Origin of the sequence: Streptomyces sp. 7N604, from assembly GCF_052245475.1 — a bacterium.
GTDB lineage: Bacteria > Actinomycetota > Actinomycetes > Streptomycetales > Streptomycetaceae > Streptomyces.
In genome coordinates, this window is sequence record NZ_JBQQBX010000004.1 from 184,675 (window position 1) to 209,871 (window position 25,197).

Annotated in this window: 26 protein-coding genes and 1 pseudogene; 21 read left to right on the forward strand and 6 right to left on the reverse strand. The window is 72.1% G+C overall.

Going from position 1 to position 25,197, the window contains the following annotated elements:
* The first annotated feature begins 68 nt into the window (after positions 1–68).
* Positions 69–563 carry a DUF4188 domain-containing protein gene (locus tag ACTWP8_RS06070; RefSeq protein ID WP_443321097.1) on the forward strand — a complete coding sequence of 165 codons (495 nt, stop codon included), beginning with the start codon at positions 69–71 and terminating at the stop codon, positions 561–563.
* 51 nt (positions 564–614) lie between these two features.
* On the opposite strand, the gene ndgR is transcribed toward ACTWP8_RS06070, so the two are convergent.
* Complete coding sequence (gene ndgR, locus ACTWP8_RS06075; RefSeq protein ID WP_443317916.1) at positions 615–1,331, reverse strand: IclR family transcriptional regulator NdgR; 717 nt, start codon at positions 1,329–1,331, stop codon at positions 615–617.
* Positions 1,332–1,512: 181 nt separating this feature from the next.
* Between ndgR and leuC the strand changes: the two genes are divergently transcribed.
* The 4 genes from leuC to ACTWP8_RS06095 all read left to right on the forward strand — a co-directional run bounded on the left by leuC (position 1,513) and on the right by ACTWP8_RS06095 (position 4,670).
* Complete coding sequence (gene leuC / locus ACTWP8_RS06080) at positions 1,513–2,943, forward strand: 3-isopropylmalate dehydratase large subunit (RefSeq protein WP_443321098.1); 1,431 nt, start codon at positions 1,513–1,515, stop codon at positions 2,941–2,943.
* Between the two features lie 5 nt (positions 2,944–2,948).
* Positions 2,949–3,542: a 3-isopropylmalate dehydratase small subunit gene (gene leuD, locus ACTWP8_RS06085; protein WP_443321099.1), complete on the forward strand. Its 594-nt coding sequence runs from the start codon at positions 2,949–2,951 to the stop codon at positions 3,540–3,542.
* Between the two features lie 115 nt (positions 3,543–3,657).
* Complete coding sequence (locus ACTWP8_RS06090; protein WP_443321100.1) at positions 3,658–3,885, forward strand: hypothetical protein; 228 nt, start codon at positions 3,658–3,660, stop codon at positions 3,883–3,885.
* Between the two features lie 146 nt (positions 3,886–4,031).
* Positions 4,032–4,670: an HU family DNA-binding protein gene (locus tag ACTWP8_RS06095; protein ID WP_443321101.1), complete on the forward strand. Its 639-nt coding sequence runs from the start codon at positions 4,032–4,034 to the stop codon at positions 4,668–4,670.
* Between the two features lie 196 nt (positions 4,671–4,866).
* Here ACTWP8_RS06095 and ACTWP8_RS06100 read toward each other — a convergent pair whose 3' ends face one another.
* Positions 4,867–5,070 carry a hypothetical protein gene (locus ACTWP8_RS06100; RefSeq protein ID WP_443321102.1) on the reverse strand — a complete coding sequence of 68 codons (204 nt, stop codon included), beginning with the start codon at positions 5,068–5,070 and terminating at the stop codon, positions 4,867–4,869.
* 10 nt (positions 5,071–5,080) lie between these two features.
* Positions 5,081–5,746, reverse strand: coding sequence for a 2-phospho-L-lactate guanylyltransferase (gene cofC, locus ACTWP8_RS06105; RefSeq protein ID WP_443321103.1), 666 nt, complete (start codon positions 5,744–5,746; stop codon positions 5,081–5,083).
* A 149-nt stretch (positions 5,747–5,895) separates the two neighbouring features.
* Between cofC and ACTWP8_RS06110 the strand changes: the two genes are divergently transcribed.
* The 3 genes from ACTWP8_RS06110 to ACTWP8_RS06120 are packed head-to-tail and all read left to right on the forward strand — an operon-like array spanning position 5,896 to position 8,898.
* Positions 5,896–6,696, forward strand: a complete 801-nt coding sequence (locus tag ACTWP8_RS06110) for a lysophospholipid acyltransferase family protein (RefSeq protein WP_443321104.1) — start codon at positions 5,896–5,898, stop codon at positions 6,694–6,696.
* Positions 6,693–7,721: an NAD(P)H-dependent glycerol-3-phosphate dehydrogenase gene (locus tag ACTWP8_RS06115; protein ID WP_443321105.1), complete on the forward strand. Its 1,029-nt coding sequence runs from the start codon at positions 6,693–6,695 to the stop codon at positions 7,719–7,721. Before ACTWP8_RS06110 ends, ACTWP8_RS06115 begins: the two co-directional genes overlap by 4 nt.
* A gap of 34 nt (positions 7,722–7,755) precedes the next feature.
* Positions 7,756–8,898 carry a D-alanine--D-alanine ligase family protein gene (locus ACTWP8_RS06120; RefSeq protein WP_443321106.1) on the forward strand — a complete coding sequence of 381 codons (1,143 nt, stop codon included), beginning with the start codon at positions 7,756–7,758 and terminating at the stop codon, positions 8,896–8,898.
* A gap of 118 nt (positions 8,899–9,016) precedes the next feature.
* On the opposite strand, the gene ACTWP8_RS06125 is transcribed toward ACTWP8_RS06120, so the two are convergent.
* Together ACTWP8_RS06125 and ACTWP8_RS06130 are read right to left on the reverse strand one after the other, a co-directional pair.
* Positions 9,017–9,520, reverse strand: coding sequence for a DUF3515 domain-containing protein (locus ACTWP8_RS06125; protein WP_443321107.1), 504 nt, complete (start codon positions 9,518–9,520; stop codon positions 9,017–9,019).
* A 20-nt stretch (positions 9,521–9,540) separates the two neighbouring features.
* Positions 9,541–9,774: an Lrp/AsnC family transcriptional regulator gene (locus ACTWP8_RS06130; protein WP_064070330.1), complete on the reverse strand. Its 234-nt coding sequence runs from the start codon at positions 9,772–9,774 to the stop codon at positions 9,541–9,543.
* Between the two features lie 191 nt (positions 9,775–9,965).
* On the opposite strand from ACTWP8_RS06130, the gene ACTWP8_RS06135 reads away from it, so the two are divergent.
* Positions 9,966–10,943: a thiamine-phosphate kinase gene (locus ACTWP8_RS06135; RefSeq protein WP_443321108.1), complete on the forward strand. Its 978-nt coding sequence runs from the start codon at positions 9,966–9,968 to the stop codon at positions 10,941–10,943.
* A 10-nt stretch (positions 10,944–10,953) separates the two neighbouring features.
* Entirely contained in the window at positions 10,954–11,754 is an 801-nt protein-coding gene (gene thiD, locus ACTWP8_RS06140) for a bifunctional hydroxymethylpyrimidine kinase/phosphomethylpyrimidine kinase (RefSeq protein WP_443321109.1), read from the forward strand.
* 273 nt (positions 11,755–12,027) lie between these two features.
* On the opposite strand, the pseudogene rpmB reads toward thiD, so the two are convergent.
* Positions 12,028–12,138, reverse strand: a pseudogene (gene rpmB / locus ACTWP8_RS06145) (50S ribosomal protein L28); the annotation flags it as partial.
* A 242-nt stretch (positions 12,139–12,380) separates the two neighbouring features.
* Between rpmB and ACTWP8_RS06150 the strand changes: the two are divergent.
* From ACTWP8_RS06150 to ACTWP8_RS06200, 11 genes are all read left to right on the forward strand, one after another.
* On the forward strand, positions 12,381–14,828 hold the full coding sequence (locus tag ACTWP8_RS06150; protein ID WP_443321110.1) for a DAK2 domain-containing protein: 2,448 nt from the start codon (positions 12,381–12,383) through the stop codon (positions 14,826–14,828).
* 61 nt (positions 14,829–14,889) lie between these two features.
* The gene (gene recG, locus ACTWP8_RS06155; RefSeq protein ID WP_443321111.1) at positions 14,890–17,106 is read left to right on the forward strand and encodes an ATP-dependent DNA helicase RecG; all 2,217 of its coding nucleotides are present in this window, start codon (positions 14,890–14,892) and stop codon (positions 17,104–17,106) included.
* Between the two features lie 190 nt (positions 17,107–17,296).
* On the forward strand, positions 17,297–17,815 hold the full coding sequence (locus ACTWP8_RS06160; RefSeq protein WP_443321112.1) for a hypothetical protein: 519 nt from the start codon (positions 17,297–17,299) through the stop codon (positions 17,813–17,815).
* 115 nt (positions 17,816–17,930) lie between these two features.
* Positions 17,931–18,530 (forward strand): 16S rRNA (guanine(966)-N(2))-methyltransferase RsmD, encoded by a 600-nt coding sequence (gene rsmD / locus ACTWP8_RS06165; protein WP_443321113.1) that lies wholly within the window; start codon positions 17,931–17,933, stop codon positions 18,528–18,530.
* Positions 18,527–19,042, forward strand: a complete 516-nt coding sequence (gene coaD / locus ACTWP8_RS06170; RefSeq protein WP_443321114.1) for a pantetheine-phosphate adenylyltransferase — start codon at positions 18,527–18,529, stop codon at positions 19,040–19,042. Before rsmD ends, coaD begins: the two co-directional genes overlap by 4 nt.
* Positions 19,043–19,167: 125 nt before the next feature.
* On the forward strand, positions 19,168–20,241 hold the full coding sequence (locus ACTWP8_RS06175) for an ATP synthase F0 subunit B (protein ID WP_443321208.1): 1,074 nt from the start codon (positions 19,168–19,170) through the stop codon (positions 20,239–20,241).
* Positions 20,242–20,385: 144 nt separating this feature from the next.
* Positions 20,386–21,015, forward strand: coding sequence for a YceD family protein (locus ACTWP8_RS06180; protein WP_443321209.1), 630 nt, complete (start codon positions 20,386–20,388; stop codon positions 21,013–21,015).
* Positions 21,016–21,017: 2 nt separating this feature from the next.
* Positions 21,018–21,191: a 50S ribosomal protein L32 gene (gene rpmF, locus ACTWP8_RS06185; protein WP_003951102.1), complete on the forward strand. Its 174-nt coding sequence runs from the start codon at positions 21,018–21,020 to the stop codon at positions 21,189–21,191.
* Between the two features lie 20 nt (positions 21,192–21,211).
* Positions 21,212–22,099 (forward strand): ribonuclease III, encoded by an 888-nt coding sequence (rnc, locus tag ACTWP8_RS06190; RefSeq protein WP_443321115.1) that lies wholly within the window; start codon positions 21,212–21,214, stop codon positions 22,097–22,099.
* A 668-nt stretch (positions 22,100–22,767) separates the two neighbouring features.
* Positions 22,768–23,649, forward strand: coding sequence for a bifunctional DNA-formamidopyrimidine glycosylase/DNA-(apurinic or apyrimidinic site) lyase (gene mutM, locus ACTWP8_RS06195; RefSeq protein WP_443321116.1), 882 nt, complete (start codon positions 22,768–22,770; stop codon positions 23,647–23,649).
* A 152-nt stretch (positions 23,650–23,801) separates the two neighbouring features.
* Entirely contained in the window at positions 23,802–25,154 is a 1,353-nt protein-coding gene (locus tag ACTWP8_RS06200; protein ID WP_443321117.1) for a glycosyltransferase family 87 protein, read from the forward strand.
* Positions 25,155–25,197 lie beyond the last annotated feature (43 nt).

Consider the following 25,197-nt stretch of genomic DNA (forward strand, 5'->3'; position numbering starts at 1 on the left):
CACTATCCAAGCATGGATAGCGGCACTATCCAAAACGTGGGCGACCAGCAGCGACAAGGGGAGAGATCATGAGCGACAAGCCGATTCCAGGGCGCCGGACCGCGGCCGCGGACGGGGACGTCACCGTTTTCCACATCGGGATGCGGATCAACCGCCTTCGCGCCGTGCGCAGTTGGTGGCCCGTCTTCACCGCGATGCCGCGGATGCTGAAGGAGCTGTCGGGGGACAAGGGCAGCGGGATGCTGGGATTCCGCATCCTGCTGGGCGGCCCGCGTGTGCTGTACCTGGTGCAGTACTGGGACTCGCACGAGAAGCTGATCGCGTACGCCGCGGACCCGGGCAAGGAACACCGGCCGGCGTGGGCCGCGTTCAACCGCCGCGTGCGGGAGGGCAAGGGACACGTCGGCTTCTGGCACGAGACGTACGTCGTCCCGGCCGGCTCGTACGAGTCCGTCTACCTCAACATGCCGGAGTTCGGACTGGGCGCGGCCACCGGCACGGAGCCGGTGGGCAAGCGCGGAGAACGCGCCGCGGACCGGCTGAAGCTGAACCCGGCCGCCTGAGCTGAAGCCGACTCGGCCGCCTGAAGCCGGACGCCGGCCCGGAGGTGCGACTCAGCCGCTGCGCCGCAGAGCCTCGCTCAGCCGCGCGGCCGCGTCCACGACCGCCTGGGCGTGCATCCGGCCCGGGTGGCGGGTCAGCCGCTCGATCGGTCCGGAGACCGAGACGGCGGCGACCACGCGGTTGGACGGGCCGCGCACCGGCGCGGAGACCGAGGCCACGCCCGGCTCGCGCTCGCCGATGGACTGAGCCCAGCCACGGCGCCGTACGCCCGAGAGCGCGGTCGCCGTGAAGCGCGCGCCCTGGAGGCCGCGGTGCAGCCGCTCCGGCTCCTCCCAGGCCATGAGGATCTGCGCCGCGGAGCCGGCCTTCATGGGCAGCGTGGAGCCGACCGGCACGGTGTCCCGCAGTCCGGACAGCCGCTCGGCCGCGGCCACGCAGATCCGCATGTCGCCCTGGCGCCGGTAGAGCTGGGCGCTCTCCCCGGTCATGTCCCGCAGGTGCGTGAGCACGGGCCCTGCCGTGGCCAGCAGCCGGTCCTCGCCGGCGGCCGCGGCCAGTTCGGCGAGGCGCGGTCCCAGGATGAAACGCCCCTGCATGTCGCGCGCCACCAGGCGGTGGTGCTCCAGGGCCACCGCGAGCCGGTGCGCCGTGGGGCGGGCGAGACCGGTCGCGGCGACGAGCCCGGCCAGGGTGGCCGGACCTGATTCGAGGGCGCTGAGAACCAGCGCTGCCTTGTCGAGAACGCCGACACCGCTAGAGTTGTCCATGCAACGATACTCACGTCTCACTCTGTGAAACGCAAGTTCAATTTTCTGCGGAACACGTCACTCTTGAGTGGCGGGTCGCAGACCACGCCCCGCAGGCGCCGCCCGGAATACGGATACGGGGTCGGGCCGGGGCCCAGGGAATCGAGCAGGGCCGGCGCAGCAGCCGGCCGGAGGGAAAGCGATGGGACGGACACTCGCGGAGAAGGTCTGGGACGACCACGTCGTCCGGCGCGCCGAAGGCGAGCCCGATCTCCTCTTCATCGATCTGCACCTGCTGCACGAGGTGACCAGCCCGCAGGCGTTCGACGGGCTCCGCAAGAGCGGCCGCCGGGTCCGGCGCACCGATCTCACCATCGCCACCGAGGACCACAACACCCCCACCCTTGACATCGACAAGCCGATCGCCGACCCGGTCTCGCGTACGCAGTTGGAGACGCTGCGCAAGAACTGTGCCGAGTTCGGCGTGCGGCTGCACCCGCTGGGCGACGTCGAGCAGGGCGTCGTCCACGTCGTGGGACCGCAGCTGGGACTGACCCAGCCCGGCACGACCGTGGTCTGCGGCGACAGCCACACCTCCACCCACGGCGCGTTCGGCGCGCTGGCCTTCGGTATCGGCACCAGTCAGGTCGAGCACGTGCTGGCCACCCAGACGCTGCCGATGGCCCCCTTCAGGACCATGGCGATCACGGTCGAGGGCGAGCTGCCCGAAGATGTCACCGCCAAGGACCTGATCCTGGCGATCATCGCGCGCATCGGCACCGGCGGCGGCCAGGGCTACGTCATCGAGTACCGCGGCTCGGCCATCGAGCGGCTGTCGATGGAAGCCCGGATGACCATCTGCAACATGTCGATCGAGGCGGGCGCCCGGGCGGGCATGATCGCCCCGGACGAGACCACCTTCGCGTACCTGAAGGACCGGCCGCACGCCCCCAAGGGCGCCGACTGGGACGCCGCGGTCGACTACTGGCGGACCCTGCGCACCGACGACGACGCCGTCTTCGACCACGAGGTCGTCATCGACGCCGCCGGGCTCGCGCCGTTCGTCACCTGGGGCACCAACCCGGGCCAGGGCGCGCCGCTGTCGGCCGCCGTGCCCGACCCGGCTTCGTACGAGGACGCTTCGGAGCGCTTCGCCGCGGAAAAGGCCCTGGAATACATGGGGTTGACGGCGGGTCAGCGGCTGCGCGAGATCTCCGTCGACACCGTCTTCGTAGGCTCGTGCACCAACGGCCGGATCGAGGACCTGCGCTCGGCCGCGTCGGTGATCGAGGGCCGCCAGGTCGCCGACGGCGTCCGGATGTTGATCGTTCCCGGCTCCGTACGCGTCGCGCTGCAGGCCGTCGAGGAGGGCCTGGACAAGGTCTTCATCGCTGCCGGCGCCGAGTGGCGACACGCGGGCTGCTCAATGTGCCTGGGCATGAACCCGGACCAGCTGAAGCCGGGCGAGCGCTCCGCTTCCACCTCCAACCGCAACTTCGAGGGACGGCAGGGCAAGGGCGGCCGCACCCACCTCGTCTCCCCGCAGGTGGCCGCGGCCACAGCCGTCCTGGGGCACCTCGCCTCCCCGGCCGACCTGTCCGACGTCGACGCACGCACGCCCGAGGGGGTCTGAGAATCATGGAAGCTTTCACGACGCACACCGGCCGTGCCGTCCCGCTGCGCCGCAGCAACGTCGACACGGACCAGATCATCCCGGCCCACTGGCTGAAGAAGGTCACCCGCGACGGCTTCGAGGACGGTCTCTTCGAGGCCTGGCGCAAGGATTCCGAGTTCGTGCTGAACCGCCCGGAGCGGCAGGGCGCGACCGTGCTCGTCGCGGGGCCCGACTTCGGTACCGGCTCCTCCCGCGAGCACGCGGTCTGGGCGCTGCAGAACTACGGCTTCAAAGCCGTGATCTCATCCCGCTTCGCCGACATCTTCCGCGGCAACTCGCTCAAGAACGGCCTGCTCACGGTCGTGCTGCCGCAGGAGACGGTGGACAGGCTGTGGGAGCTGAGCGAGGCCGACCCGACCGCGGAGATCACCGTCGACCTGGTCGCGCGGCAGGTCCGAGCCGAGGGCGTCAGCGCCGAGTTCGAGCTCGACGAGAACGCCCGCTGGCGGCTCCTCGAGGGTCTCGACGACATCAGTCTCACTCTCAAGAACGAAGCCGACATCGCGGCGTACGAGGCCGGCCGCCCGTCCTTCAAACCGCGCACGCTAGAGGTCTGATCAGCACGGATTCCGCACTGCGCCCCCTGCCGCACGGCAGGGGGCGCAGTGGCGTGTGAGGCTGGCGTTGAAACCCTGCCAAGCGACAACTCGCCCCAGGTGGCACAATCGGTGCATGGACCGCGAAAGCCAACTCGAGCTTCACCGGCTCGTCGCGGACCGGCTCAAGGAGGCGCACACCAGGGTGCGCTCCCTGCAAGTCCCGGAGGACGTGCGTATGGCGCTGTCCCGGAAGCTGCTGATCATCACGTCCGTGGCCAAGCACGATCTCGCCGGTGCGGCAAGGCGTCTGGACCGCTTGATGAAGGACATCGACGAAGGCCGCTTTCCCCAAGGGGGCTGAGGCCCTACCGAGCCGACGCGGCGGTCGAGTCGGTTGCGGCACAAGGGTGATTAGCCCGTTTCGTGTTTGATTTGCGGTATATATCTGCCTAACGTGCGAAAAGGCTTGAACAGTTTCGTTCCGGCAATGTCTCCGAAGGGGAAGACGTGAACAAGGCGCAGCTCGTAGAAGCGATTGCCGACAAGATGGGCGGCAGGCAGAACGCCGCCGAGGCTGTCGACGCGGTACTGGACGCGATCGTGCGTGCAGTTGTCTCCGGGGAACGGGTCTCGGTCACCGGCTTCGGCTCGTTCGAGAAGGTGGACCGCCCCGCCCGGTACGCCCGGAACCCGCAGACCGGCGAGCGCGTCCGGGTCAAGAAGACCTCGGTGCCCCGCTTCCGCGCGGGTCAGGGCTTCAAGGACCTGGTCAGTGGCTCCAAGAAACTGCCGCGGGGCGGCGAGGTCGCCGTCAAGAAGGCGCCCAAGGGCAGCCTCCAGGTCGCGGCGGCCAAGAAGGCCGTCACCAAGAAGGCGGCCGCGAAGAAGGTCACGGGGAAGAAGGCCGCACCGGGCAAGAAGGCCGCGGCGAAGAAGGCCCCGGCGAAGAAGGCCCCCGCGAAGAAGGTGACCGCGAAGAAGGCCGCGGCGAAGAAGGCCCCCGCGAAGAAGGTGACCGCGAAGAAGGCCGCGGCGAAGAAGACCACCGCGAAGAAGGCCCCGGCCAGGAAGGCCGCGGCCAAGAAGGCACCGGCGCGCAAGACCAGCGCCCGCAAGACCACCGCGAAGAGGGCGGCAGCAAGGTAGTAACTCCTTAAGCGCCGGGCCGGACTCCCCTCGGGGAGCCCGGCCCGCGGTGTGTCCGGGGGGCTTACGGGGACCTGGTGCGGGTACGAGGACCCGGCGCGCGTGCGGGAACCGGGCAGGCCGACCGTTTCAGAGGGCCTGCGGCTTCAGAATGCCTGCGGCTTCAGAGGGCCTGCGGCTTCAGAGGGGCCCAGTTTCAGAGGGTCTGCAGCGTCACCAGGGCGATCCGGCGGCCCTCGCCCTCGCCCTCCACCTCGATCCGCACCCGCTGACCGGGCCGCAGCAGCCGCAGCCCGCCCGCGTCGAACGCCGCCGCCTCGAAGGCCAGCGGAGTCCCGTCGTCGAGCAGCACGCTGCCGCTCCGGGTCTCGGAGTCGTACGTGAACGCGGTCGCCTGCATGCGCTTCAGCCTAGTCCGTGATCAGCAGCAAGGCCGCAGCGGCCGCCGTCCTGGGGCCCACGCCCAGGGCCAGCGCCGCGAGCAAGTCCTCGCGGGTGTCCACGTCGCGCCGTACGGACTCCACTCCGTCCAGCAGGATCTCGCGCGCCCCGGAGGCCCTGTGCCGGTCTCGCGAGGGCCCTCCGAACGCCGGGGCCAGGTCCGCCCCGTGCGCTGCCGCCAGAAATGTCGTGCCGATCCCCGCCGCATCGGCCAGAAACGTCCGCGGAAATGCCCCTGCCGCCGCCAGAACGCGGGCCAGCTCGGCAGGGCGCAGTGCCGGCAGGTCGGCGTTGAGCGCCGCCACCCGCGCCTCCGGGCGCTCACCCCGCACCCACCGCGCCCCGTGCGCGAGCGCCGCGTTCAGCCCCGCTCCCGGGGCGTCCGGCAGGGTACGGGCGCCGAGCGCGGACAGTTCGGCCCGCGCGAGCGGATCGTCGGTGACCACCACCACATCCCGTACGTCCGCACAGCCGAGCGCGGCGGCCACCGTGTCCTGGGCGAACGCGAGCGCGAGGCCGGGGCGCAGGCCGGCCCCCGCCGCCTCCGCGAGCCTGCTCTTGGCCAAGGACAGCGGCTTGAGGGGGACCACAAGGGACCATCCGCCGCCCGCCGCGGCCTCTCCGAGTCTTCGCATCGCCCTCATTCTCGCCTGCCACGGAAGACGCCCTCGCGGCCGCCCGGGAGCAGCGGGGTTACGGTGTTCTCGACAGACCGGGACCCTGGGGCGACACTTGTGCGGCTGTCCGTCCGCAGCTCAGCAGGTCCCACGAGGAGGGTGTCCGAGTGTCCCGCCGCAGAATCGGCTTCTGGTACCGCCTGGCCGCGGTCATCGCAAAACCGCCGCTGGTGGTGCTGTTCAAGCGGGACTGGCATGGAATGGAGCACATTCCGGCCGACGGTGGATTCATCACGGCGGTCAATCACAACTCGTATCTCGACCCGCTGTCGTATGCGCACTTCCAGTACAACAGCGGACGCGTCCCGCGATTCCTCGCAAAGGCCGGACTCTTCAAGGCGCCGTTCGTCGGCGCGATGCTCCGCGGAACCGGCCAGATCCCCGTCTACCGCGAGTCCACCGACGCCATAGACGCCTTCCGGGCCGCCGTCGACGCGATCGAGCGCGGCGAGTGCGTGGCCTTCTACCCCGAGGGCACCCTCACCCGCGACCCCGACCACTGGCCGATGCAGGGCAAGACCGGCGCGGCCCGCGTCGCGCTGCTCACCAAGGTGCCCGTCATCCCCGTCGCGCAGTGGGGCGCCAACCACGTCATGCCGCCGTACGCCAGGGAGAAGAAGCTGCGCCTCGTCCCGCGCAAGACGCTGCGCGTGAAGGCCGGTCCGCCGGTGGACCTCTCGGCCTACTACGGGCTCGAGCCGACCGCCGAGGTGCTGCGCGCCGCCACCGACAAGATCATGGCGGCCATCACGGAACTCCTCGCCGATCTGCGCGACGAGCCCGCGCCCGCCGAGCCGTACGACCACCGTCGCGCCCGCGCGGAACAGCGCAGGAAGGCGCGGCAGCAGGCGGCGGAGAAGCAGGCCGTGAAGGAGAAGGCGGCGAAGGAGCAGGGGGAGAGCAAGTGACGCGCTGCGCCGTCTTCGGCACCGGATCCTGGGGCACGGCCTTCGCGATGGTGCTCGCCGACGCGGGCTGCGAGGTGACCCTGTGGGGCCGCCGCGCCGAGCTGGCCGAGGCCATCAACACCGGCCGTACGAACCCCGACTACCTCCCCGGGACCGAGCTGCCCGCCTCCGTGACCGCCACCACCGACCCCGCGGAGGCCGCCCGCGGTGCCGAGTTCACGGTCCTCGCGGTGCCCTCCCAGACGCTGCGCGGCAACCTCGCCCAGTGGGCGCCGCTGCTGCCCGCGGACACCGTGCTCGTCAGTCTGATGAAGGGCGTCGAACTCGGCACCGCCAAGCGCATGAGCGAGGTCGTCGAGGAGGTGGTCGCCAAGGCCTCCGCTGGGGGTCCCCCCGACGAAGTCAGGAGGAGGGTCGCCGTGCTCACCGGGCCCAATCTCGCCCGGGAGATCGCCGCCCGGCAGCCCGCCGCGGCCGTCGTCGCCTGCATCGACGAAGCGGTGGCCCAGCGCCTCCAGACCGCCTGCCACACCCCGTACTTCCGCCCGTACACCAACACCGACGTGGTCGGCTGCGAGCTGGGCGGCGCGGTCAAGAACGTCATCGCGCTGGCGGTCGGCATCGCCGACGGCATGGGGCTCGGCGACAACGCCAAGGCCTCCCTCATCACCCGCGGGCTGGCCGAGACCACCCGGCTCGGTCTCGCGATGGGCGCGGTCGCGCACACCTTCGCCGGCCTCGCGGGCATGGGCGACCTCGTCGCCACCTGCTCATCCCCGCTGTCCCGCAACCACACCTTCGGCACCAACCTCGGCCGGGGCATGACGCTGGAGGAGACCATCGCGGTCACCAGCCAGACCGCGGAGGGCGTCAAGTCCTGCGAGTCCGTGCTCGATCTGGCCCGGAGGCACGGCGTCGACATGCCTATCACGGAGACCGTCGTCGGCATCGTCCACGAGGGAAAGCAGCCGCTCGTCGCGCTGAAGGAGCTGATGTCGCGCAGCGCCAAGGCCGAGCGGCACTGACGTGGCCCGAACTGTTCGGTAGGGTCGTCGCGATATGAGCAGCGAGCACTCCTCCCAGAGCCCCAAGCCGCGCGTGGCCGTCGTCTTCGGCGGACGCAGCTCGGAACACGCCATCTCCGTGGTTACCGCGGGCGCCGTCCTGCGTGCCATCGACCGCACGCGGTACGACGTGCTGCCGATCGGCATCACGCCCGACGGCCGCTGGGCGCTGACCGCCGATGCCCCCGAGCGGATGGCGATCGCCGACCGGAAGCTGCCCAGCGTCGAGCAGCTCGCCGAGTCGTCCGAGGGCGCCGTGCTGCTGCCGGTCGATCCGGCCAGCCGCGAGGTCGTCTACACCGAGCCGGGCTCGGTGCCCAAGGTGCTCGGCGAGGTCGACGTCGTCTTCCCCGTGCTGCACGGCCCTTACGGCGAGGACGGCACCATCCAGGGCCTGCTGGAGCTCTCCGGGGTGCCGTACGTCGGCTCGGGCGTCCTCGCCTCGGCCGTCGGCATGGACAAGGAGTACATGAAGCGGGTGTTCATCTCCTACGGGCTGCCCGTCGGCCCGTACGAGGTGATCAGGCCCCGCGAGTGGGAGCGCGATCCGGCCGCCGCCCGCAAGAAGATCGTGGACTTCGCCGGCGACCACGGCTGGCCGGTCTTCGTCAAGCCCTCGCGCGCGGGCTCCTCCATGGGCATCACCAAGGTCGACGGACTCGAGGGCCTGGACGAGGCCATCGAGGAGGCCAGGCGCCACGACCCCAAGATCCTTGTGGAGTCGCTGCTGCGCGGTCGGGAGATCGAGTGCGGAGTGCTGGAGTTCGAGGACGGGCCGCGCGCGAGTGTCCCCGCCGAGATCCCCGCGGTGTCGGCCCACGACTTCTACGACTTCGAGGCCAAGTACATCGACTCCGCTGCGGGAATCGTGCCCGCGCCGCTCACCGAAGAGGAGACCGCGCGCGTCCAGGACCTGGCCGTACGGGCCTTCGACGCCGCCTCCTGCGAGGGCCTGGTCCGCGCGGACTTCTTCCTGCTGGAGAACGGGGAGTTCGTGATCAACGAGATCAACACGATGCCGGGCTTCACGCCGATCTCGATGTACCCGCGGATGTGGCAGGAGAGCGGCGTGAGCTACCCGGAGCTGGTGGACCGGCTGATTCAGGCCGCGCTGCGCCGCCCCACCGGGCTGCGCTGAGCGCGGCTCCCCACAAGCCGTACGCGCGGCTCCCCACTAGCCATACGCGCGGCTCCCCACAAGCCATACGCGCGGCTCCCCACAAGCCGTACAGGCCCCGGGGTCCTCGGTCCGGGGCTCACAGCTCCGTCGGCACGGTCTTCTTCACGGCATCCGCGAATTCGGTCAGGGCGCCGGTCTCGGGGGCGTACTTCCCCGGGACCGTCACCTCGACGAACGCCTTGCGCCCCGTGGTGGTGAACCGGAACCCGTCCTCCTGCTTCTCCAGCAGCCACAGGACGCCGTTGACCTCCACCCCCTCCGCCGTGGGGTTGTAATGTGCACTCCCAGGCGTCAGCAGCTCGGGCCGCGGCACCCCGCAGCGCAGCTGCACCGCGGGGTCGCCCCAGTCCGCGGCGAAGTCGGAATCGGGCCCGTCCTCGCTCCGGTCGAGCCCGTCAACGGTCCTGGGCAGCCGCTGGTGCAGCGCCCGGCAGACCTCGGCGGCCTGCGCCGACGGCGTGGGAACCGGGCGGGCGCCGTCGTCGTCGGTGAAGGAACAGCCCACGATGCCGGACACGCCGAGCGCGGTCAGGAGCACGGCGGCGGGCAGGCGGAACAGCCGGCGAGGAAAATCACTCACCGGCCGAGCATAGACGGGGGCTACAGATGAACGACCGGGCAGGTCAGGGTGCGCGTGATGCCGTCCACTTGCTGAACCTTCGCGACCACCATGCGGCCGAGCTCGTCGACCGTGTCGGCTTGCGCGCGCACGATCACGTCGTAAGGTCCGGTCACGTCCTCGGCCTGGATCACCCCCGGGATCTTGGCAATCGTCTCGGCGACGGTCGACGCCTTGCCGACCTCGGTCTGGATCAGGATGTACGCCTGTACCACGGAACCTCCAGGGCGGCCACGAGGATCATGTGGAGAGAAGGGACGCCACGGTATCGCGTCGCCGAGCGGCACGGGGAGACCCGCGCGGCCCACGGCGTGCTCCGCGCGGCGGACAGGAACGACTTGTTGACGGTACCGACACCATTGTGGGCACGCGAGCGCAATACCACTGGGGCAGAAGGGGCACACCGATGAAGGGCACCGTGGGCGAGCTGGGGGAGTTCGGGCTCATCAGGGAGCTGACCTCACGGCTCACCACCACCCCCGCCGTACGGCTCGGACCGGGGGACGACGCCGCGGTCGTCGCCGCGCCGGACCGGCGGGTCGTGGCCAGTACGGATGTACTGCTGGAGGGCCGGCACTTCCGCCGCGACTGGTCCACGGCGTACGACGTCGGGCGCAAGGCCGCCGCGCAGAACCTCGCCGACATCGCGGCCATGGGCGCCGTACCGACCGCCCTGCTGCTCGGCCTGGTCGTCCCCGCAGACCTGCCCGTGACCTGGACGACCGAGCTGATGGACGGCATCCGCGACGAATGCCAGGTGGCGGGCGCGGCGGTGGTCGGCGGCGACGTCGTACGCGGCGACACCATCACCGTCGCCATCACCGCGCTCGGCGACCTGCGCAACCACGAGCCGGTGACGCGGGCCGGGGCCCAGCCGGGAGACGTGGTCGCGGTCACCGGGTGGCTGGGCTGGTCGGCGGCCGGGCACGCGGTGCTCTCCCGCGGCTTCCGCTCCCCGCGCGCGTTCGTCGAGGCGCACCGGCGTCCGGAGCCGCCGTACCACGCGGGTCCCGCGGCCGCAGGGCTCGGTGCCACCGCGATGACGGATGTCAGCGACGGACTCGTCGCCGACCTCGGGCACATCGCCGAGGCGAGCAAGGTGCGGATCAACCTGCGCTCCTCGGCGATCGACATCCCCACGCAGATGTCGGACATCGGGCAGGCGGTCGGCATCGATCCGCTGACCTGGGTGCTGGGCGGGGGAGAGGACCACGCCATCGTGGCGACCTTCCCGCAGGACGTGAAGCTGCCGGCCCGCTGGCGGGTCATCGGCGACGTGCTCAACCCCTCGGCGCTGCCGCAGGTGACGGTGGACGGGGCGCCCTGGGACAAGGCGGGCTGGGACCATTTCGGGGACATCGAGGACGCCCGCCAGACCCACTAGATTCGCCGGTATGCAGAACCATCCACGGGTGCCGCCCCGCGTGCTGACCGTCGCCGGATCCGACTCCGGCGGGGGCGCGGGCATTCAGGCCGACCTCAAGACGATGCTGGCGCTCGGCGTGCACGGCATGAGCGTGCTCACGGCGGTCACGGCCCAGAACTCGCAGGGCGTTCAGGGCGCGTGGGAACTGCCCGCCGATGCCGTACGAGCGCAGTTCCGCAGCGTCGTCGACGACATCGGCGCAGAGGCCGTGAAGACCGGCATGCTCGCCACGGCGGAGCTGGTGGACACGGTCGCGGAGTTGCTGGCGGGCGTCCAAGCGCCGGTCGTCGTCGACCCGGTGAGCGTCTCCAAGCACGGCGATCCGCTGCTCGCCGCCTCGGCGCTTGATTCGGTCCGCACGAAACTGCTGCCGCGCGCGACGGTCGCCACCCCGAACACGGACGAGGTGGCACAACTCACCGGTGTGCGGGTGTCGGCGGAGGAGGATCTGCGCAGGGCGGCGGAAGCGGTGCTCGAATTCGGCCCGCGCTGGGCCCTGATCAAGGGCGGGCACCTGGACGGCGACGCCGTGGATCTGCTGACGGACGGCGCGGAGGAGCACTGGCTCAGGGCCGGCCGGCTCGACAACCGGCACACGCACGGCACCGGCTGCACGCTCGCGAGCGCGATCGCGGCGCAGCTGGCGAAGGGGCAGTCGGTGCCGGAGGCGGTGACCGCGGCGAAGGAGTACGTGACGGGCGCGATAGCGGCGGGCTTCCCGCTGGGAAGGGGTATCGGCCCCGTGGACCACGGCTGGCGCCGGCGCTGAGCGCGCGTTGTGGGCAGTCGTTCCGCGGGGCTGGGGGCACCCCCAGGCGAAGCTCTGGGGGAGGGTGGGCACGACGCGACCACCGGCCCGCACCCGACCACGAAACCGGAAATCGGACGGACCCCAACACAAAAAGCCGGTCCACCGCGAGGTGGACCGGCTCAGGCAACCGGCGAGGGCTGCGCTACGACGGAAACGTCAGCGCGAGACCTTGCCCGCCTTGATGCACGAGGTGCAGACGTTGAGCCGCTTCGGCGTCCGCCCGACCACAGCGCGCACCGTCTGGATGTTGGGGTTCCAACGACGGCGAGTACGGCGGTGCGAGTGCGAAATGTTGTTGCCGAAGCCCGGCCCCTTGCCGCAGACGTCGCAGTTGGCAGCCACGGGTCACTCCAAAGACTTCAGATGCACTTACAGTGAAATCCGGCGTCGCCGAGATCAGTCGCTGACCGGCAGTGCCAGGTGGGAAATGCCCGATTCTCATCGGGCAACCGGAGCAGCATACAACGACCGCTTCCGTACAACGAAACTACCATGGTCGGCCGGGCCCCCCGCCCCTGGCAGGCCCCGGCCCCGCGGCTACCCTGCGGAGCAATTCCCTCCGCCCCGGTCCGAGGAGGACGCAGGTGCCGCACACCCTCGACGCCACCACGGTACGTACGTGGTGCGGGCTGGCCCTCGAGGCTCTGGGCCAGGCCCGTGAGGGAATCGACGCGATCAACGTCTATCCGGTCGCGGACGGGGACACGGGCACAAATCTCTATCTCACGCTCGAGTCGGCGGCGCAGGCCGTCGACGCCGTCTTCGCGGCCCATGCGGCGGTGGCCGACGAGGAAGGCCCCGCGCTCCCCGACGCCGTACGCGCCATGGCCCACGGCGCGCTGATCGGTGCGCGCGGCAACTCCGGCACGATCCTCGCGCAACTGCTGCGCGGCATGGCGGAGGTGCTGGCCGCGGCCGCGTCCGAGGGCGGCGCCCCCTCGGCTCGGTCCGCCGTATCCGCTCCGTCCACCGCTCGGTCCGCTTCGTCCGCCGTGGACGCGGAACTGCTGCGTCGGGCGCTGCGCCGGGCCGCAGAGTCCGCCTACGAGGCCGTCGCGCACCCGGTCGAGGGCACGGTCCTCACGGTGGCGGGCGCCGCGGCCGATGCGGGCGAGCGCGCGGTGGGCGGTGCGGCGGACGTGGCCCGCGCTGCGTACGAGGGGGCGTGTGCCGCCCTTGACGCGACCCCCGCGCAGCTCGACGTCCTGGCCAGTGCCGGGGTGGTCGACGCGGGCGGCTGCGGCCTCGTCACCGTCCTGGGCTCCCTGGTCGAGGCCGTGACGGGCGAAACGGCGATGGGCCCCATCGGAGCGGTCCCGGCCCCGTACGGGGGAACCGCCTCCCGCCATCCCACGGCGGCGGGCAGTCGGCTGCCTGCCGGGGCCGGAAGCGCCGAGGCGTCATCGAGATGCGGGGACACGGCAGCTGCCCCGGCGGGCGACCGCCACGCCACAGCCGCGGCCCCGGCCCCGAGGCGTGCCGAAGCTGCTGGCCCGGGGCGTGCCGAGGCCGCGGGCCGGGGGCGCGCCGACGCCGCCTCGGGGAGCGCCGACGCCGCGGCCGGGCTGCCGGGCCCCACCGGGCCGACAGCCCGCGGGGCAGTCGGCGCCGCTGCCCGCGAGCCGGGCACCCGACCGGACGCCGCGTCCGCCCGGTCCCCCGTCTCCGGTCTCGCGGACGGAGGCTCGGCGGAGGAGTCCGCTTCGGCCGTCGCAGCGCCCGCCCTCCTCGACGGCGAACAGGTCACCGGTCCCCCCGGCAAGGGGCCCGACGCTGCCTTCGGCGTCCCCGGTGGAGGTTCCGCCGGAGCGGAGGCCGCATCTTCCGAGGGTTGCTCGGCCGCCGCGTCCAGCGGGACGGGCGACGCCCGCCGGCCCGTCGTCCATGACACCGACGCCGCCTCCGGCCGTCCGGGCGAGGGAACGAGCCTGTGGCCCGCGGCGCCCGAGGAGCAGGCCCCGGCGGGCTCGGCCTGCGCGCCGCCCGCCGTGGGTGCGGACGCCGCCGCCTCCGTTCCCCAGGGCCGCCCGGACGAGGCACCCGGCGCCGTCTCCGGCCACCCCGGCGAGGGGGCCCGCCCCGGGCCCGCCTACGAGGTGATCTACCTGCTGGAGGCGTCCGACGACGCGGTCGCCGGACTGCGGGAGCGGCTCGACGTGCTCGGGGACTCGCTCGTCGTCGTCGGCGGCGACGGACTGTGGAATGTGCATGTGCACGTGGACGACGCGGGTGCGGCCGTCGAGGCCGGAGTCGACGCCGGGCGTCCGTACCGGATCCGGATCACCCACTTCGGCGCGGCCGCCATGGCCCCGGAGAGCGCACCGGGCCCACCGGGAGCCTCCGGCGCCCCGCGCGAGGAGCACGAGCGCGTGCAGCGCGCCGTCGTGGCCGTCGTACCCGGCGAAGGGCTCGCCGGGCTGTGCCGGGAGGCCGGCGCGACCGTGGTCACCGCGCGCCCCGGGGAGCCGCCCGCCAGCGGAGAGCTCGTGGAGGCCATCCGCCGGGCCCACGCGCGCGAGGTCGTGCTGCTGCCCAACGACCCGGCCCTGCGGCACACCGCCGCCGCGGCCGTCGAGCAGGCGCGCGCCGAGGGCGTACGGGTCGCGCTCATCCCGACCCGCTCCAGCGTCCAGGGCATCGCCGCGCTCGCCGTGCACGAGCCGGACCGCCGCTTCGACGAGGACGTCGTCGCCATGACCTCCGCGGCCGGCGCCACCCGGTACGGCGAACTCGCCGTCGCCGAGCGGCAGTCGTGGACCACGGCCGGAGTCTGCGAGGCCGGGGACGTCCTCGGCCTGATCGACGGGGACGTCGCCGTGATCGGCGCCGACCTGTTCGGAACCGCCACGACCGTGCTCGACCGGATGCTCGCCGCGGGAGGCGAGCTGGTCACGCTGGTGCTCGGCTCGGGGATCCCCGACGACCTCGGGGAGCGGCTCGAGGCGCACGTACGGGACGCTCATCTCGCCGTCGACACCGTGGTCTACCGGGGCGGCCAGCCGTCCGTACCGCTGCTCATGGGCGTGGAGTGAGGCGGCGGCCGAGCCGCGCGGGCACGCCGCAGGGCCCGTTCTGTCACACCGATGGTGTGCAATGGACAACGTGCCCGCGCTGGATGAATCCCTGAAGAAGACGGTCGGCGGCAACACCGCGAAGGTGATGGCCGACCAGCTCGGCCTGCACACGGTGGGCGACCTCCTCCACCACTACCCGCGGCGGTATGCCGAGCGCGGCGAGCTGACCCGGCTCGCCGACCTCCCCCTCGACGAGCACGTGACGGTCGTCGCGCAGGTCGCCAAGGCGGCGAAGAAGACCTTCAACCGCGGCAAGGGCGTCCGGCTCGAGGTCGTGGTCACCGACGGCAGCGGCTCGCTCACGCTGGTCTTCTTCGGCCGTGCCGCGCACCACCACGAGCGGGAGCTGCTGCCGGGCCGGCGCGGCATGTTCGCGGGCAAGGTCTCCGTCTTCAACCGCGTGCGCCAGCTCGCCCACCCCGACTACGAGCTGCTGGACCGCGCCGGGGGCGCCGACGCGGCCGAGGCGGTGGACGCGTTCGCGGGCCGGCTGCTGCCGCTCTATCCCGCCTGCAAGCAGCTCCCGTCCTGGAAGATCGCCAAGTCGGTGGACGCGCTCCTGGACACCTTCGAGGCCGACGGCTGGCGGGACCTCGCCGACCCGCTGCCCGCCGGGCTGCGGGAGAGCCGCGGCCTTGCGGCCCTCCCCGAGGCGTTCCGCAAGGTCCACCGGCCGCGCACCAAGGCCGACATCGCCGAGGCCCGTGACCGCCTCAAGTGGGATGAGGCGTTCGTGCTCCAGGTCGCCCTGGCCCGCCGCCGGTTCGCGGACGCGAAGCTGCCCGCCGTACCGCGCCTGCCGCGCGAGGGCGGGCTGCTCGACGCCTTCGACGGCAAGCTGCCGTTCACCCTCACCGAGGGCCAGCGGAAGGTCTCGCAGGAGATCTTCGGCGACCTCGCCACCGAACACCCCATGCACCGGCTCCTCCAGGGCGAGGTGGGCTCCGGCAAGACCATGGTCGCCCTGCGCGCGATGCTCGGCGTCGTGGACGCGGGCGGGCAGGCCGCGATGCTCGCGCCGACCGAAGTGCTCGCCCAGCAGCACCACCGCTCCATCGTCGAGATGATGGGCGAGCTCGCCGAGGGAGGCATGCTGGGCGGAGCGGAACAGGCCACCAAGGTGGTGCTGCTGACCGGTTCGATGGGCGTCGCGGCCCGCCGCCAGGCGCTGCTCGACCTGGTCACCGGCGAGGCCGGAATCGTCATCGGTACGCATGCGCTGATCGAGGACAAGGTCCAGTTCCACGACCTGGGTCTGGTCGTGGTCGACGAGCAGCACCGCTTCGGTGTGGAGCAGCGGGACGCGCTGCGCTCCAAGGGCAAGCAGCCCCCGCACCTGCTGGTGATGACCGCGACCCCGATCCCGCGCACCGTCGCGATGACCGTCTTCGGCGACCTGGAGACCTCCGTCCTCGACGAGCTGCCGGCCGGGCGGTCGCCGATCGCCAGCCATGTCGTACCGGCCCAGGACAAACCGCACTTCCTCACGCGCGCGTGGGAGCGGGTGCGCGAGGAGGTCGAGGGCGGGCACCAGGCGTACGTGGTGTGCCCGCGTATCGGCGACGAGGAGGACGACAAGGCGGCGAAGGCGCGGAAGTCGCCTGAGGACGAAGCGGAACGGCGGCCGCCGCTGGCCGTGCTGGAGGTCGCGGAGCAACTGACGAAGGGGCCGCTCGGCGGCCTGCGGGTGGAGATCCTGCACGGCAGGATGCAGCCCGACGCCAAGGACGACGTGATGCGCCGGTTCGCCGCGGGGGAGGTGGACGTCCTCGTCGCGACCACGGTCATCGAGGTGGGGGTGAACGTGCCGAATGCCACAATGATGGTGATCATGGACGCGGACCGGTTCGGCGTCTCGCAGCTGCACCAGCTGCGCGGCCGGGTCGGCCGCGGCACGGCCCCCGGACTGTGCCTGCTGGTCAGCGACATGCCCGAGGCGAGCCCGGCGCGGGCCCGGCTGGCCGCCGTGGCCGCCACCCTCGACGGCTTCGAGCTGTCCCGGATCGACCTGGAGCAGCGGCGCGAGGGGGACGTGCTGGGACAGGCGCAGTCGGGCGTCCGCTCCTCCCTGCGGATGCTCGCCGTCATCGAGGACGAGGAGGTGATCGCGGCGGCCCGCGAGGAGGCCGTGGCGATCGTCTCCGCGGACCCTGAGCTGACCGGACTTCCGGAACTGCGCACGGCATTGGACGCCCTGCTGGACGCCGAGCGCGAACAGTTCCTGGACAAGGGCTGACGCCCGCGGCGAAGCGACGGGAGCGGCATGCCCCCCCCCGCGACAGCGGCATGCGCCCCGCGCGACGGCGGCATGCGCCCCAACTCCCCTTGGCCGCTGGGCCGGTTGTCAGCCCCCCTTGGGAGAATGGAGCGAGTCCGACCGATCCGACCGGTGATCGGCTGACCGTGGACGACAGGGGGCTCAACTCATGGCATTCCGGCATCTCAACGAACTGCCGCTCGGCGACAAGATCTTCCGGATCGAGCTGGCGAGCGACGACGACTCCACCGTCACCATCACCCTGACCGGCTGGCACGAGGACGCCCCGGAGATCCTGCTCGCCTCCGGCGCGCTCACCGTGCCGCTCACCGAGGTTCCGCCTCTCCGCATCGCGCTCAACCGGGCCCTGCGCGCCCTCGCTCTCGTCGCCGACGTCGCCGAGCCGATCCCCGACCGGGACGTCCTGCGCGAGCTGTTCCCCGGCCATGGCGCGCCCTGGGTGCCCAAGCACGAGGAGGACCTCACCCGCCGTTTCCACGACGGCGAGACGATCGCCCGGATAGCCGCCCGCTTCGGCCGTACCCCCGACTCGGTGCGTACGAAGCTCCGCGAGCTCGGCCACGACCCGCGCCGCCCCGAGTACTGCCCGCCCGACGGCTGTCTGTCCTGGTCGCGGTACGCCTCGCCCGCGCTCGTCGGCGGGGCCGAGGATCCGGCACAGGACTGACGGAAACGGCCGGAGGCGTCCGGCCGGGGCCCGACGCCATATCGTGGAGGGGCAGCGGCCGTGCGGGGCCGCTGCCCCGCCCACGAAGAAGGCACGAAGAAGGACCGGACACCCCATGACCCGCGTGATCGCCGGAGCCGCCGGCGGACGCCGCCTGGCCGTACCGCCGGGCACCGGCACCCGTCCCACCTCCGACCGGGCGCGCGAGGGCCTGTTCTCCACCTGGGAGTCCCTGCTCGGCACCCTGCACGGCACCCGGGTCCTGGACCTGTACGGCGGCTCCGGCGCCGTCGGCCTGGAGGCGCTCTCCCGCGGCGCCGCGCATGTGCTGCTGGTCGAGGCCGACACCCGGGCCGCCCGGGTCATACGGGAGAACGTCCGCGTGATCGGCCTGCCGGGCGCCGAGGTCCGTGCCGGCAAGGCCGAGCAGCTCCTCTCGGGACCGGCCCCCGAGGCCCCGTACGACGTGGTGTTCCTCGACCCCCCGTACGCGGTCACCGACGACGATCTCCGCGAGATCCTCCTCACACTCCGCACGGAAGGGTGGCTCGCGGGTGATGCACTCGCCACCGTGGAGCGCAGCACCAGAGGCGGGGAATTCCGGTGGCCGGCCGGATTCGAGGGCCTGCGCGCCCGTCGCTACGGCGAGGGCACGCTTTGGTACGGTCGCGCCGCCTCGACGCGCACCACAGCACCACCCACCCGCGTGTCATGACCGGACCGGAGAGCGAGGAACCACTGTTGCGCCGCGCCGTCTGTCCGGGGTCCTTCGACCCCGTCACCAATGGACACCTCGACATCATCGGCCGCGCCTCGAAGCTGTACGACGAGGTGTACGTAGCCGTGATGATCAACAAGTCGAAGCAGGGCCTGTTCACCGTCGAGGAGCGGATAGATCTCCTCCGCCAGGTCACCGCCGAGTACGGCAATGTCAAGGTCGAGGCCTTCCACGGCCTCCTGGTCGACTTCTGCAAGCAGCGCGACATCCCGGCCATCGTCAAGGGCCTGCGCGCCGTCAGTGACTTCGACTACGAGCTGCAGATGGCCCAGATGAACAACGGCCTCTCCGGCGTCGAGACCCTCTTCGTCCCCACCAACCCCACCTACAGCTTCCTCTCCTCCAGCCTGGTCAAGGAGGTCGCGGCCTGGGGCGGCGACGTCTCCCACCTCGTCCCGCCGCTGGTCCTGGAGGCGCTGAAAAAGCGGTTCGGCGAGCGCGACGCGTGACCGCGGGCGCCACCCCGCCCGGCACCGTCGATCTGACAGCCCGTCAGCAGGTGTCGGCAAGGTGCCCCGAAGTCGTACAGTCGTCACGACCCGACCCATCCCGGTAGAGAGTGGCGAGCGCCAAGGTGGACGTGCAGAAGAAGCTCGACGAGATCGTCGGGACCGTCGGCAGCGCCCGGTCCATGCCCATGTCGGCCTCGTGCGTGGTCAACCGCGCCGAGCTGCTCGCCATGCTCGAAGAGGTCCGCGCCGCCCTCCCCGGCTCCCTCGCCCAGGCACAGGAGCTGCTCGGCGGCCGCGACCGGATGGTCGAGGAGGCCCGCGCCGAGGCCGAGCGGATCATCCAGTCCGCGCACGCCGAGCGCGGCTCGCTGGTCTCCGGCACCGAAGTGGCCCGCAGATCCCAGGAGGAGGCCGACCGCATCCTCGCCGAGGCCCGCCGCGAGGCCGAGGAGATCCGCGCCGAGGCCGACGACTACGTCGACAGCAAGCTCGCCAACTTCGAAGTGGTCCTCACCAAGACCCTCGGCTCCGTCGACCGCGGCCGCGAGAAACTGCTCGGCCGCGGCCCCGGCCTGGACGAGCACGGCTACGCGGACGAGGACGCGCCCGAGCACAGCACCGACCCCGCCACCCTCCGCGAGCGCGCCGACGCGTACGTGGACACCAAGCTCGGCGCCTTCGAGGCCGTACTCGCCAAGACCCTGGATGCGGTCGGTCGCGGGCGGCAGAAGCTGCACGGCCGGCACGCCACGGACGAGCTGGGCGCGCACCTGGCCGCCCAGGACGGCATGGCGCACTCCCCGCAGACGAGCGACGCCGAGTACCTGGCCGGTCTGGCCGACTCCCAGGAGCAGCCGCATCAGCCCCAGCAACCCCAAACCCAGCCGCAGGCGCAGCCCGAGCTCCAGCCTCAGCAGGACTACTACGCGACCGCCGCGGCCTACCAGCAGGACCCGTACGGCTACCAGCAGCAGACCTACGCGCAGCAGGACGCCTACGGCTACCAGCAGCAGGACGCGTACGCGTACCAGCAGCCGTACGACCCCAACGCGGGCTACGGCCACCAGCAGCAACAGCAGCACCAACAGCAGCCAGAGCAGCACCAGCCCCCCGCGGCGGCGCTGGACGAGACGAGCCTGTTCGACACCAGCATGATCGACCTCGACCAGCTGCGGCAGTACGAGCAGGGCCGCTGACCGCTCACGGCAGGCGCGGATTGGGTCTCCGGCGGCCCGTCCAGTATCCTGTTTCTTCGGTCGCGCGTACGTCCGTGATCTCGGCTGCCCACAACACCGCGAGGTGTGCGGCAGCCAGTACCGCAGCGTAGAAAGCAGGAAGCCCTGAACGCCCGCCTCGACCACCGCAACCCCCTCGTGTTCGACACACACGAGCTGGGTCGGCGGCCTGGTGCGCTCCAGCGGCTGGCCCGCTCCGTCGATGCTCCCGCGGACCTCGGCATCGAGGTCATCGGGGTGCCCGGCGACGCGACCGTGGAGCTCGACCTCCGCCTGGAGTCGGTCATGGAAGGGGTGCTCGTCACGGGCACCGCCCGTGCACCGCTGACAGGGGAGTGCGTAAGGTGTCTGGAGCCGCTGGAGCGAGTGCTCGAAGCGGACTTCCAGGAGATGTTCTCCTACCCCGACGCCGATGACCGGAGCCGCGAAGCGGAGTCCGGCGACGACGCCGAGGACGAGGACTTGCTCTTCCTCGAGGACGGCATGTTCGACCTCGAGCCCGTGCTGCGCGACGCGGTGGTGCTCGCACTGCCGCTGCAGCCGGTGTGCCGGGAGGACTGCCCCGGACTGTGCCCCGAGTGCGGGGCGCGGCTCGCGGACGACCCGGACCACCACCACGACGCCGTCGACACCCGTTGGGCGGCACTGCAGGGACTCGCCGATTCACTCACGGGCGGCGAGAAGGACGACATGAGCGGCGCCGAAGCGGGCGTCGACGAGAAGCAGGAGAAGTAGCCGTGGCCGTTCCCAAGCGGAAGATGTCGCGCAGCAACACGCGTCACCGCCGGTCGCAGTGGAAGGCTGCGGTCCCCACCCTGGTGGCGTGCGAGCGCTGCCACGAGCCGAAGCAGCAGCACATCGCGTGCCCAAGCTGCGGCACCTACAACAAGCGTCAGGTCCTCGAGGTCTGATCGGCAGGGGATACGGCTCCATGTCAGACGCCAACAAGCCGAAAAAGGCTCAGGCGGACACGGCCTCGTCCCACACGCTCCTGGAAGGGCGGCTCGGGTACCAGCTCGAGTCCGCCCTTCTGGTGCGTGCGCTGACTCACCGGTCCTACGCGTACGAGAACGGCGGGCTGCCCACCAACGAGCGCCTGGAGTTCCTCGGTGACTCCGTGCTCGGCCTGGTGGTCACCGACACGCTGTACCGCGTCCACCCCGACCTGCCCGAAGGCCAGCTGGCCAAGCTGCGGGCCGCGGTGGTCAACTCGCGCGCGCTGGCGGACGTCGGCCGCGGCCTCGACCTGGGCTCCTTCATCCGGCTCGGCCGGGGCGAAGAGGGCACCGGGGGCCGGGACAAGGCATCGATCCTGGCCGACACCCTCGAAGCGGTGATCGGCGCGGTCTACCTGGACAAGGGTCTCGACGCGGCCGCTGAGCTGGTGCACCGGCTCTTCGACCCGCTGATCGAGCGGTCCTCGAACCTCGGTGCGGGCCTGGACTGGAAGACCAGCCTCCAGGAGCTGACCGCGACGGAGGGGCTCGGGGTTCCCGAGTACCTGGTCACCGAGACCGGGCCCGACCACGAGAAGACCTTCACGGCTGCTGCCCGCGTCGGTGGTGTCGCGTACGGCACCGGCACCGGCCGCAGCAAGAAGGAAGCCGAGCAGCAGGCGGCGGAGACCGCGTGGCGCGCGATCCGCGAGGCCGCGGATGCGGCTGCCGCGAATGCGGAAGGCGCATCCGGCAACGGCACGCCCCCCGCCGCTCGCGACGCCGCGAAGGCGGATGGCAAGTCCGGCAACGGGACGCCTTCCGCCCCGCGCGACGCCGCGGAAGGCGCCCGCCCCGCGGGCGCCGACCGCTCGGCTCACTAGCCACTCCCAGCGGATCAGTCACCAGCGGCGGGCTTCTCCCCTAACCCCTCCCCGACCCCAGGGGGCTACGCCCCCTGGACCCCTGGGGTCCTGGGCGCGAGCTCAGCTCCCCATCCCGCAGCCAGGGCGGTGCCCCTGGCGCCCGCGGGGCCGGGGTTCCGGGTTGGGCAAGGGGAGACCCGGGTTCCACAAGCAGGCGCCGCGTCCCGGCTCCCCGTATTCGGGCGGCAGCTCCGGTTTCGGGTAGGGCTGTGTCCCTGTCCCTCGGGGTTCGGTGTGGAGCCCGGCTCGTCCTCTTGTCCGGAGGGCCCTGGCCCTGGGGTTCGGGGCGGAGTCCCGTTTCCGGGAGGGGGACGGTCCTCCGGCTGTTGTGGGGACTCTCGCCCCCTGGGCAGGGCCGTGCGGTGGCCTTCGGGTCTGGGAGTGGAGCCCAGTTCCGGGTTGAGGCGGGCCTACGGCTCCGCCGGTGGAGCCTCGTCCTGTGAGCAGGGCCCTCGGGTCCGGGGCGGAGCCCCAGCCTTCCCTTCCTGCCCACCCACCTGCCCAAAAGGGGGCGGGCAGGTGGGAAAATACCGGCGCGGAGCGCCGAGCAGCGGCCCCGCGGCCCGGCCGCAGAACGACGGGGGCGCACCCCCGTCGTATCAGCAACCCCCTCCGGAGGAGACCCCGTGCCAGAGCTGCCCGAAGTCGAGGTGGTCCGCCGCGGCCTGGACCGCTGGGTCTCCGGCCGCACCATCGCCGCCGTCGAAGTCCGGCACTCCCGCGCGATACGCCGCCACCTTGCCGGGGCGGCCGACTTCGCCGACCGGCTCGCCGGCGCCACCTTCGGCCCGGCCCAGCGCCGCGGCAAGTACCTCTGGCTGCCCGTCGAGGGCACCGGCACCTCCGTACTCGGCCACCTCGGCATGAGCGGCCAACTGCTTCTCCAGCCCGAGACCGCCCCCGACGAGTCCCACCTCCGCATCCGCATCCGCTTCGCGGACGACGCCCGGACCGAGCTCCGCTTCGTCGACCAGCGCACCTTCGGCGGCCTCTCGCTGCACCCCCAGGTGCCGGGGCAGGCCGACGGCCTCCCGGACGCCATCGCGCACATCGCGCGCGACCCGCTGGACCCCGCATTCGACGAGCCCGCCTTCCATGCCGCGCTGCGCCGCCGCCGTACGACGATCAAGCGCGCGCTGCTCGACCAGGCCCTCGTCAGCGGGGTCGGCAACATCTACGCCGACGAGGCGTTGTGGCGGTCGAAGCTGCACTACGACCGGCCGACGGCCACCATGACCCGGCCGCGGAGCGCAGAACTCCTGGGCCACGTAAGGGATGTGCTGAACGCCGCCCTCGCCGTCGGCGGCACCAGCTTCGACAGCCTCTACGTCAACGTGAACGGCGAATCCGGCTACTTCGACCGCTCCCTGGACGCGTACGGCCGCGAGGACGAGCCGTGCCGCCGCTGCGGCACCCCGATCCGGCGCCGCCCCTGGATGAACCGGTCCAGCTACTACTGCCCCCGCTGCCAGCGCCGTCCGGCACGCAGAACCCTCGCGCCCCGCTGAGCGCGTCCCGGGCAGCTCCACACAGATCCCGGACCGACCCCGGCCCGGCGCGGGTGAGCCACCCGAGGTCACTAATTGCCTATATTCAATGAGGTTTGTCCCACTTCGGTTCAGGGATTCCTCAAGATTCCTCATCGGTATATGCGGAGGCGATGGTGACGGACGCGCCCACGGCGGTCGGCCTGGATAAGCCCAGTTCAGCGCTCGGCGCCGCCCCGCCGGCCGCGCGTACGGAGAGCCCGGCGCATACGGAGAGCCCGGCCCCCGCCCCCGCCGCCCCCGGCAACCGCCTCCGCTGGTACCGGCCGCACACCTGGCCGCGCGAATGGCTCGTCCTCGCCGCGTACTGGGGCGCCTCCCGGCTGCTGATGCTCGCGCTGCTCCGCCAGGGCCACGACGACATCGCGCGCGAGGTCCACGTGCTCTACCACCGGTGGGACGCGCAGCTCAGGGGCGGCTCCTTCCCCGTCGGCGACGTCAGCTGGCAGTACCCGCCCGGCGCCGCCCTCGTCATGGTCGCGCCGGGCCTGGTGCCCGCCGTCAGCTATCTGCAGGGCTTCGTGCTGCTCATGCTGGCCTCCGACGCCGCGGTGCTGCTCGCGCTGACCGCGGCCGTGCACCGCCGCCGCGGGCGCAGCCTGGCGGGCGCATGGCTGTGGGCGGTCGGCCTGCCGCTGCTGCTGAGCCTGCCTCTCGCCCGCTACGACGTGCTGGTCACCGGCCTCACCGTCATCGCGCTGCTCGCGCTCCCCGCCGGCCCCCGGCTCGGCGGGACGCTCGCCGGGCTCGCCGCGGTGATCAAGGTGTGGCCGGTGCTGACCCTGCTGGGCACCCCGCGCGGCCGGACGACCCGGGACTCCTGGCTCGCGCTCGCCGCATCCGCGGGGCTTCTGCTCCTGCTGCTCGGGACCGCCTTCCGGGGCGCGTTCGACTTCCTCTTCGCACAGCAGGAGCGGGGCGTTGAGATCGAGTCGCTGGGCGGTACGGCGCTGCATGCGGCGCGGCTGTTCGGCTGGCCGGGACAGGTGCGGCACCAGTACGGCTCGTTCGAGTTCATCGGTCCGTACGTCTCCTCAGTGGCGCTGGCCTCGCTGCTGCTCACCGCCGCGGCCTTCGCGTGGCTGGTGCTGTGGCGGGTGCGGGCCCGCCGCTGGACCGAGGCCACGCCGTACGACGCGGCGCTCGCGGCCGTACTGCTCTTCACGGCGACCAGCCGGGTCATCAGCCCGCAGTACCTGATCTGGCTGTTCGGTCTCGCCGCCGTGTGCCTCACGGTGGGACGGACCACGCAGCGGCCGGCCGCTGTGCTGCTGCTCCTGGCGGCCGCGGTGACCACCGTCGACTATCCGCTGTTCTTCGGTGCGGTGGTGGGCAGTTCCTGGCAGGGCGTCGCGGTGGTGGTGCTGCGGAACGCCCTGCTGCTCGCGGCGACGCTGCTCTCCTGCGCCCGGCTGTGGCGGGCGACCGTACCGCGCCGCCCGCGCTCCACGGGCCGCGTGTCATAGCGCCGCCGACCCGGAAGCCGCCGGTCCAGAGGCCCAGAAGGCC

Bases quoted from the DNA above. Each gene is read 5' to 3' on its own strand.
- ACTWP8_RS06070 (WP_443321097.1), top strand. From the start codon at position 69: ATGAGCGACAAGCCGATTCCAGGGCGCCGGACCGCGGCCGCGGACGGG.
- ndgR (WP_443317916.1), bottom strand. From the start codon at position 1,331: ATGGACAACTCTAGCGGTGTCGGCGTTCTCGACAAGGCAGCGCTGGTT.
- leuC (WP_443321098.1), top strand. From the start codon at position 1,513: ATGGGACGGACACTCGCGGAGAAGGTCTGGGACGACCACGTCGTCCGG.
- leuD (WP_443321099.1), top strand. From the start codon at position 2,949: ATGGAAGCTTTCACGACGCACACCGGCCGTGCCGTCCCGCTGCGCCGC.
- ACTWP8_RS06090 (WP_443321100.1), top strand. From the start codon at position 3,658: ATGGACCGCGAAAGCCAACTCGAGCTTCACCGGCTCGTCGCGGACCGG.
- ACTWP8_RS06100 (WP_443321102.1), bottom strand. From the start codon at position 5,070: ATGCAGGCGACCGCGTTCACGTACGACTCCGAGACCCGGAGCGGCAGC.
- cofC (WP_443321103.1), bottom strand. From the start codon at position 5,746: ATGCGAAGACTCGGAGAGGCCGCGGCGGGCGGCGGATGGTCCCTTGTG.
- ACTWP8_RS06120 (WP_443321106.1), top strand. From the start codon at position 7,756: ATGAGCAGCGAGCACTCCTCCCAGAGCCCCAAGCCGCGCGTGGCCGTC.
- ACTWP8_RS06135 (WP_443321108.1), top strand. From the start codon at position 9,966: ATGAAGGGCACCGTGGGCGAGCTGGGGGAGTTCGGGCTCATCAGGGAG.
- thiD (WP_443321109.1), top strand. From the start codon at position 10,954: ATGCAGAACCATCCACGGGTGCCGCCCCGCGTGCTGACCGTCGCCGGA.
- recG (WP_443321111.1), top strand. From the start codon at position 14,890: ATGGACAACGTGCCCGCGCTGGATGAATCCCTGAAGAAGACGGTCGGC.
- ACTWP8_RS06160 (WP_443321112.1), top strand. From the start codon at position 17,297: ATGGCATTCCGGCATCTCAACGAACTGCCGCTCGGCGACAAGATCTTC.
- rsmD (WP_443321113.1), top strand. From the start codon at position 17,931: ATGACCCGCGTGATCGCCGGAGCCGCCGGCGGACGCCGCCTGGCCGTA.
- coaD (WP_443321114.1), top strand. From the start codon at position 18,527: ATGACCGGACCGGAGAGCGAGGAACCACTGTTGCGCCGCGCCGTCTGT.
- rnc (WP_443321115.1), top strand. From the start codon at position 21,212: ATGTCAGACGCCAACAAGCCGAAAAAGGCTCAGGCGGACACGGCCTCG.
- ACTWP8_RS06200 (WP_443321117.1), top strand. From the start codon at position 23,802: ATGGTGACGGACGCGCCCACGGCGGTCGGCCTGGATAAGCCCAGTTCA.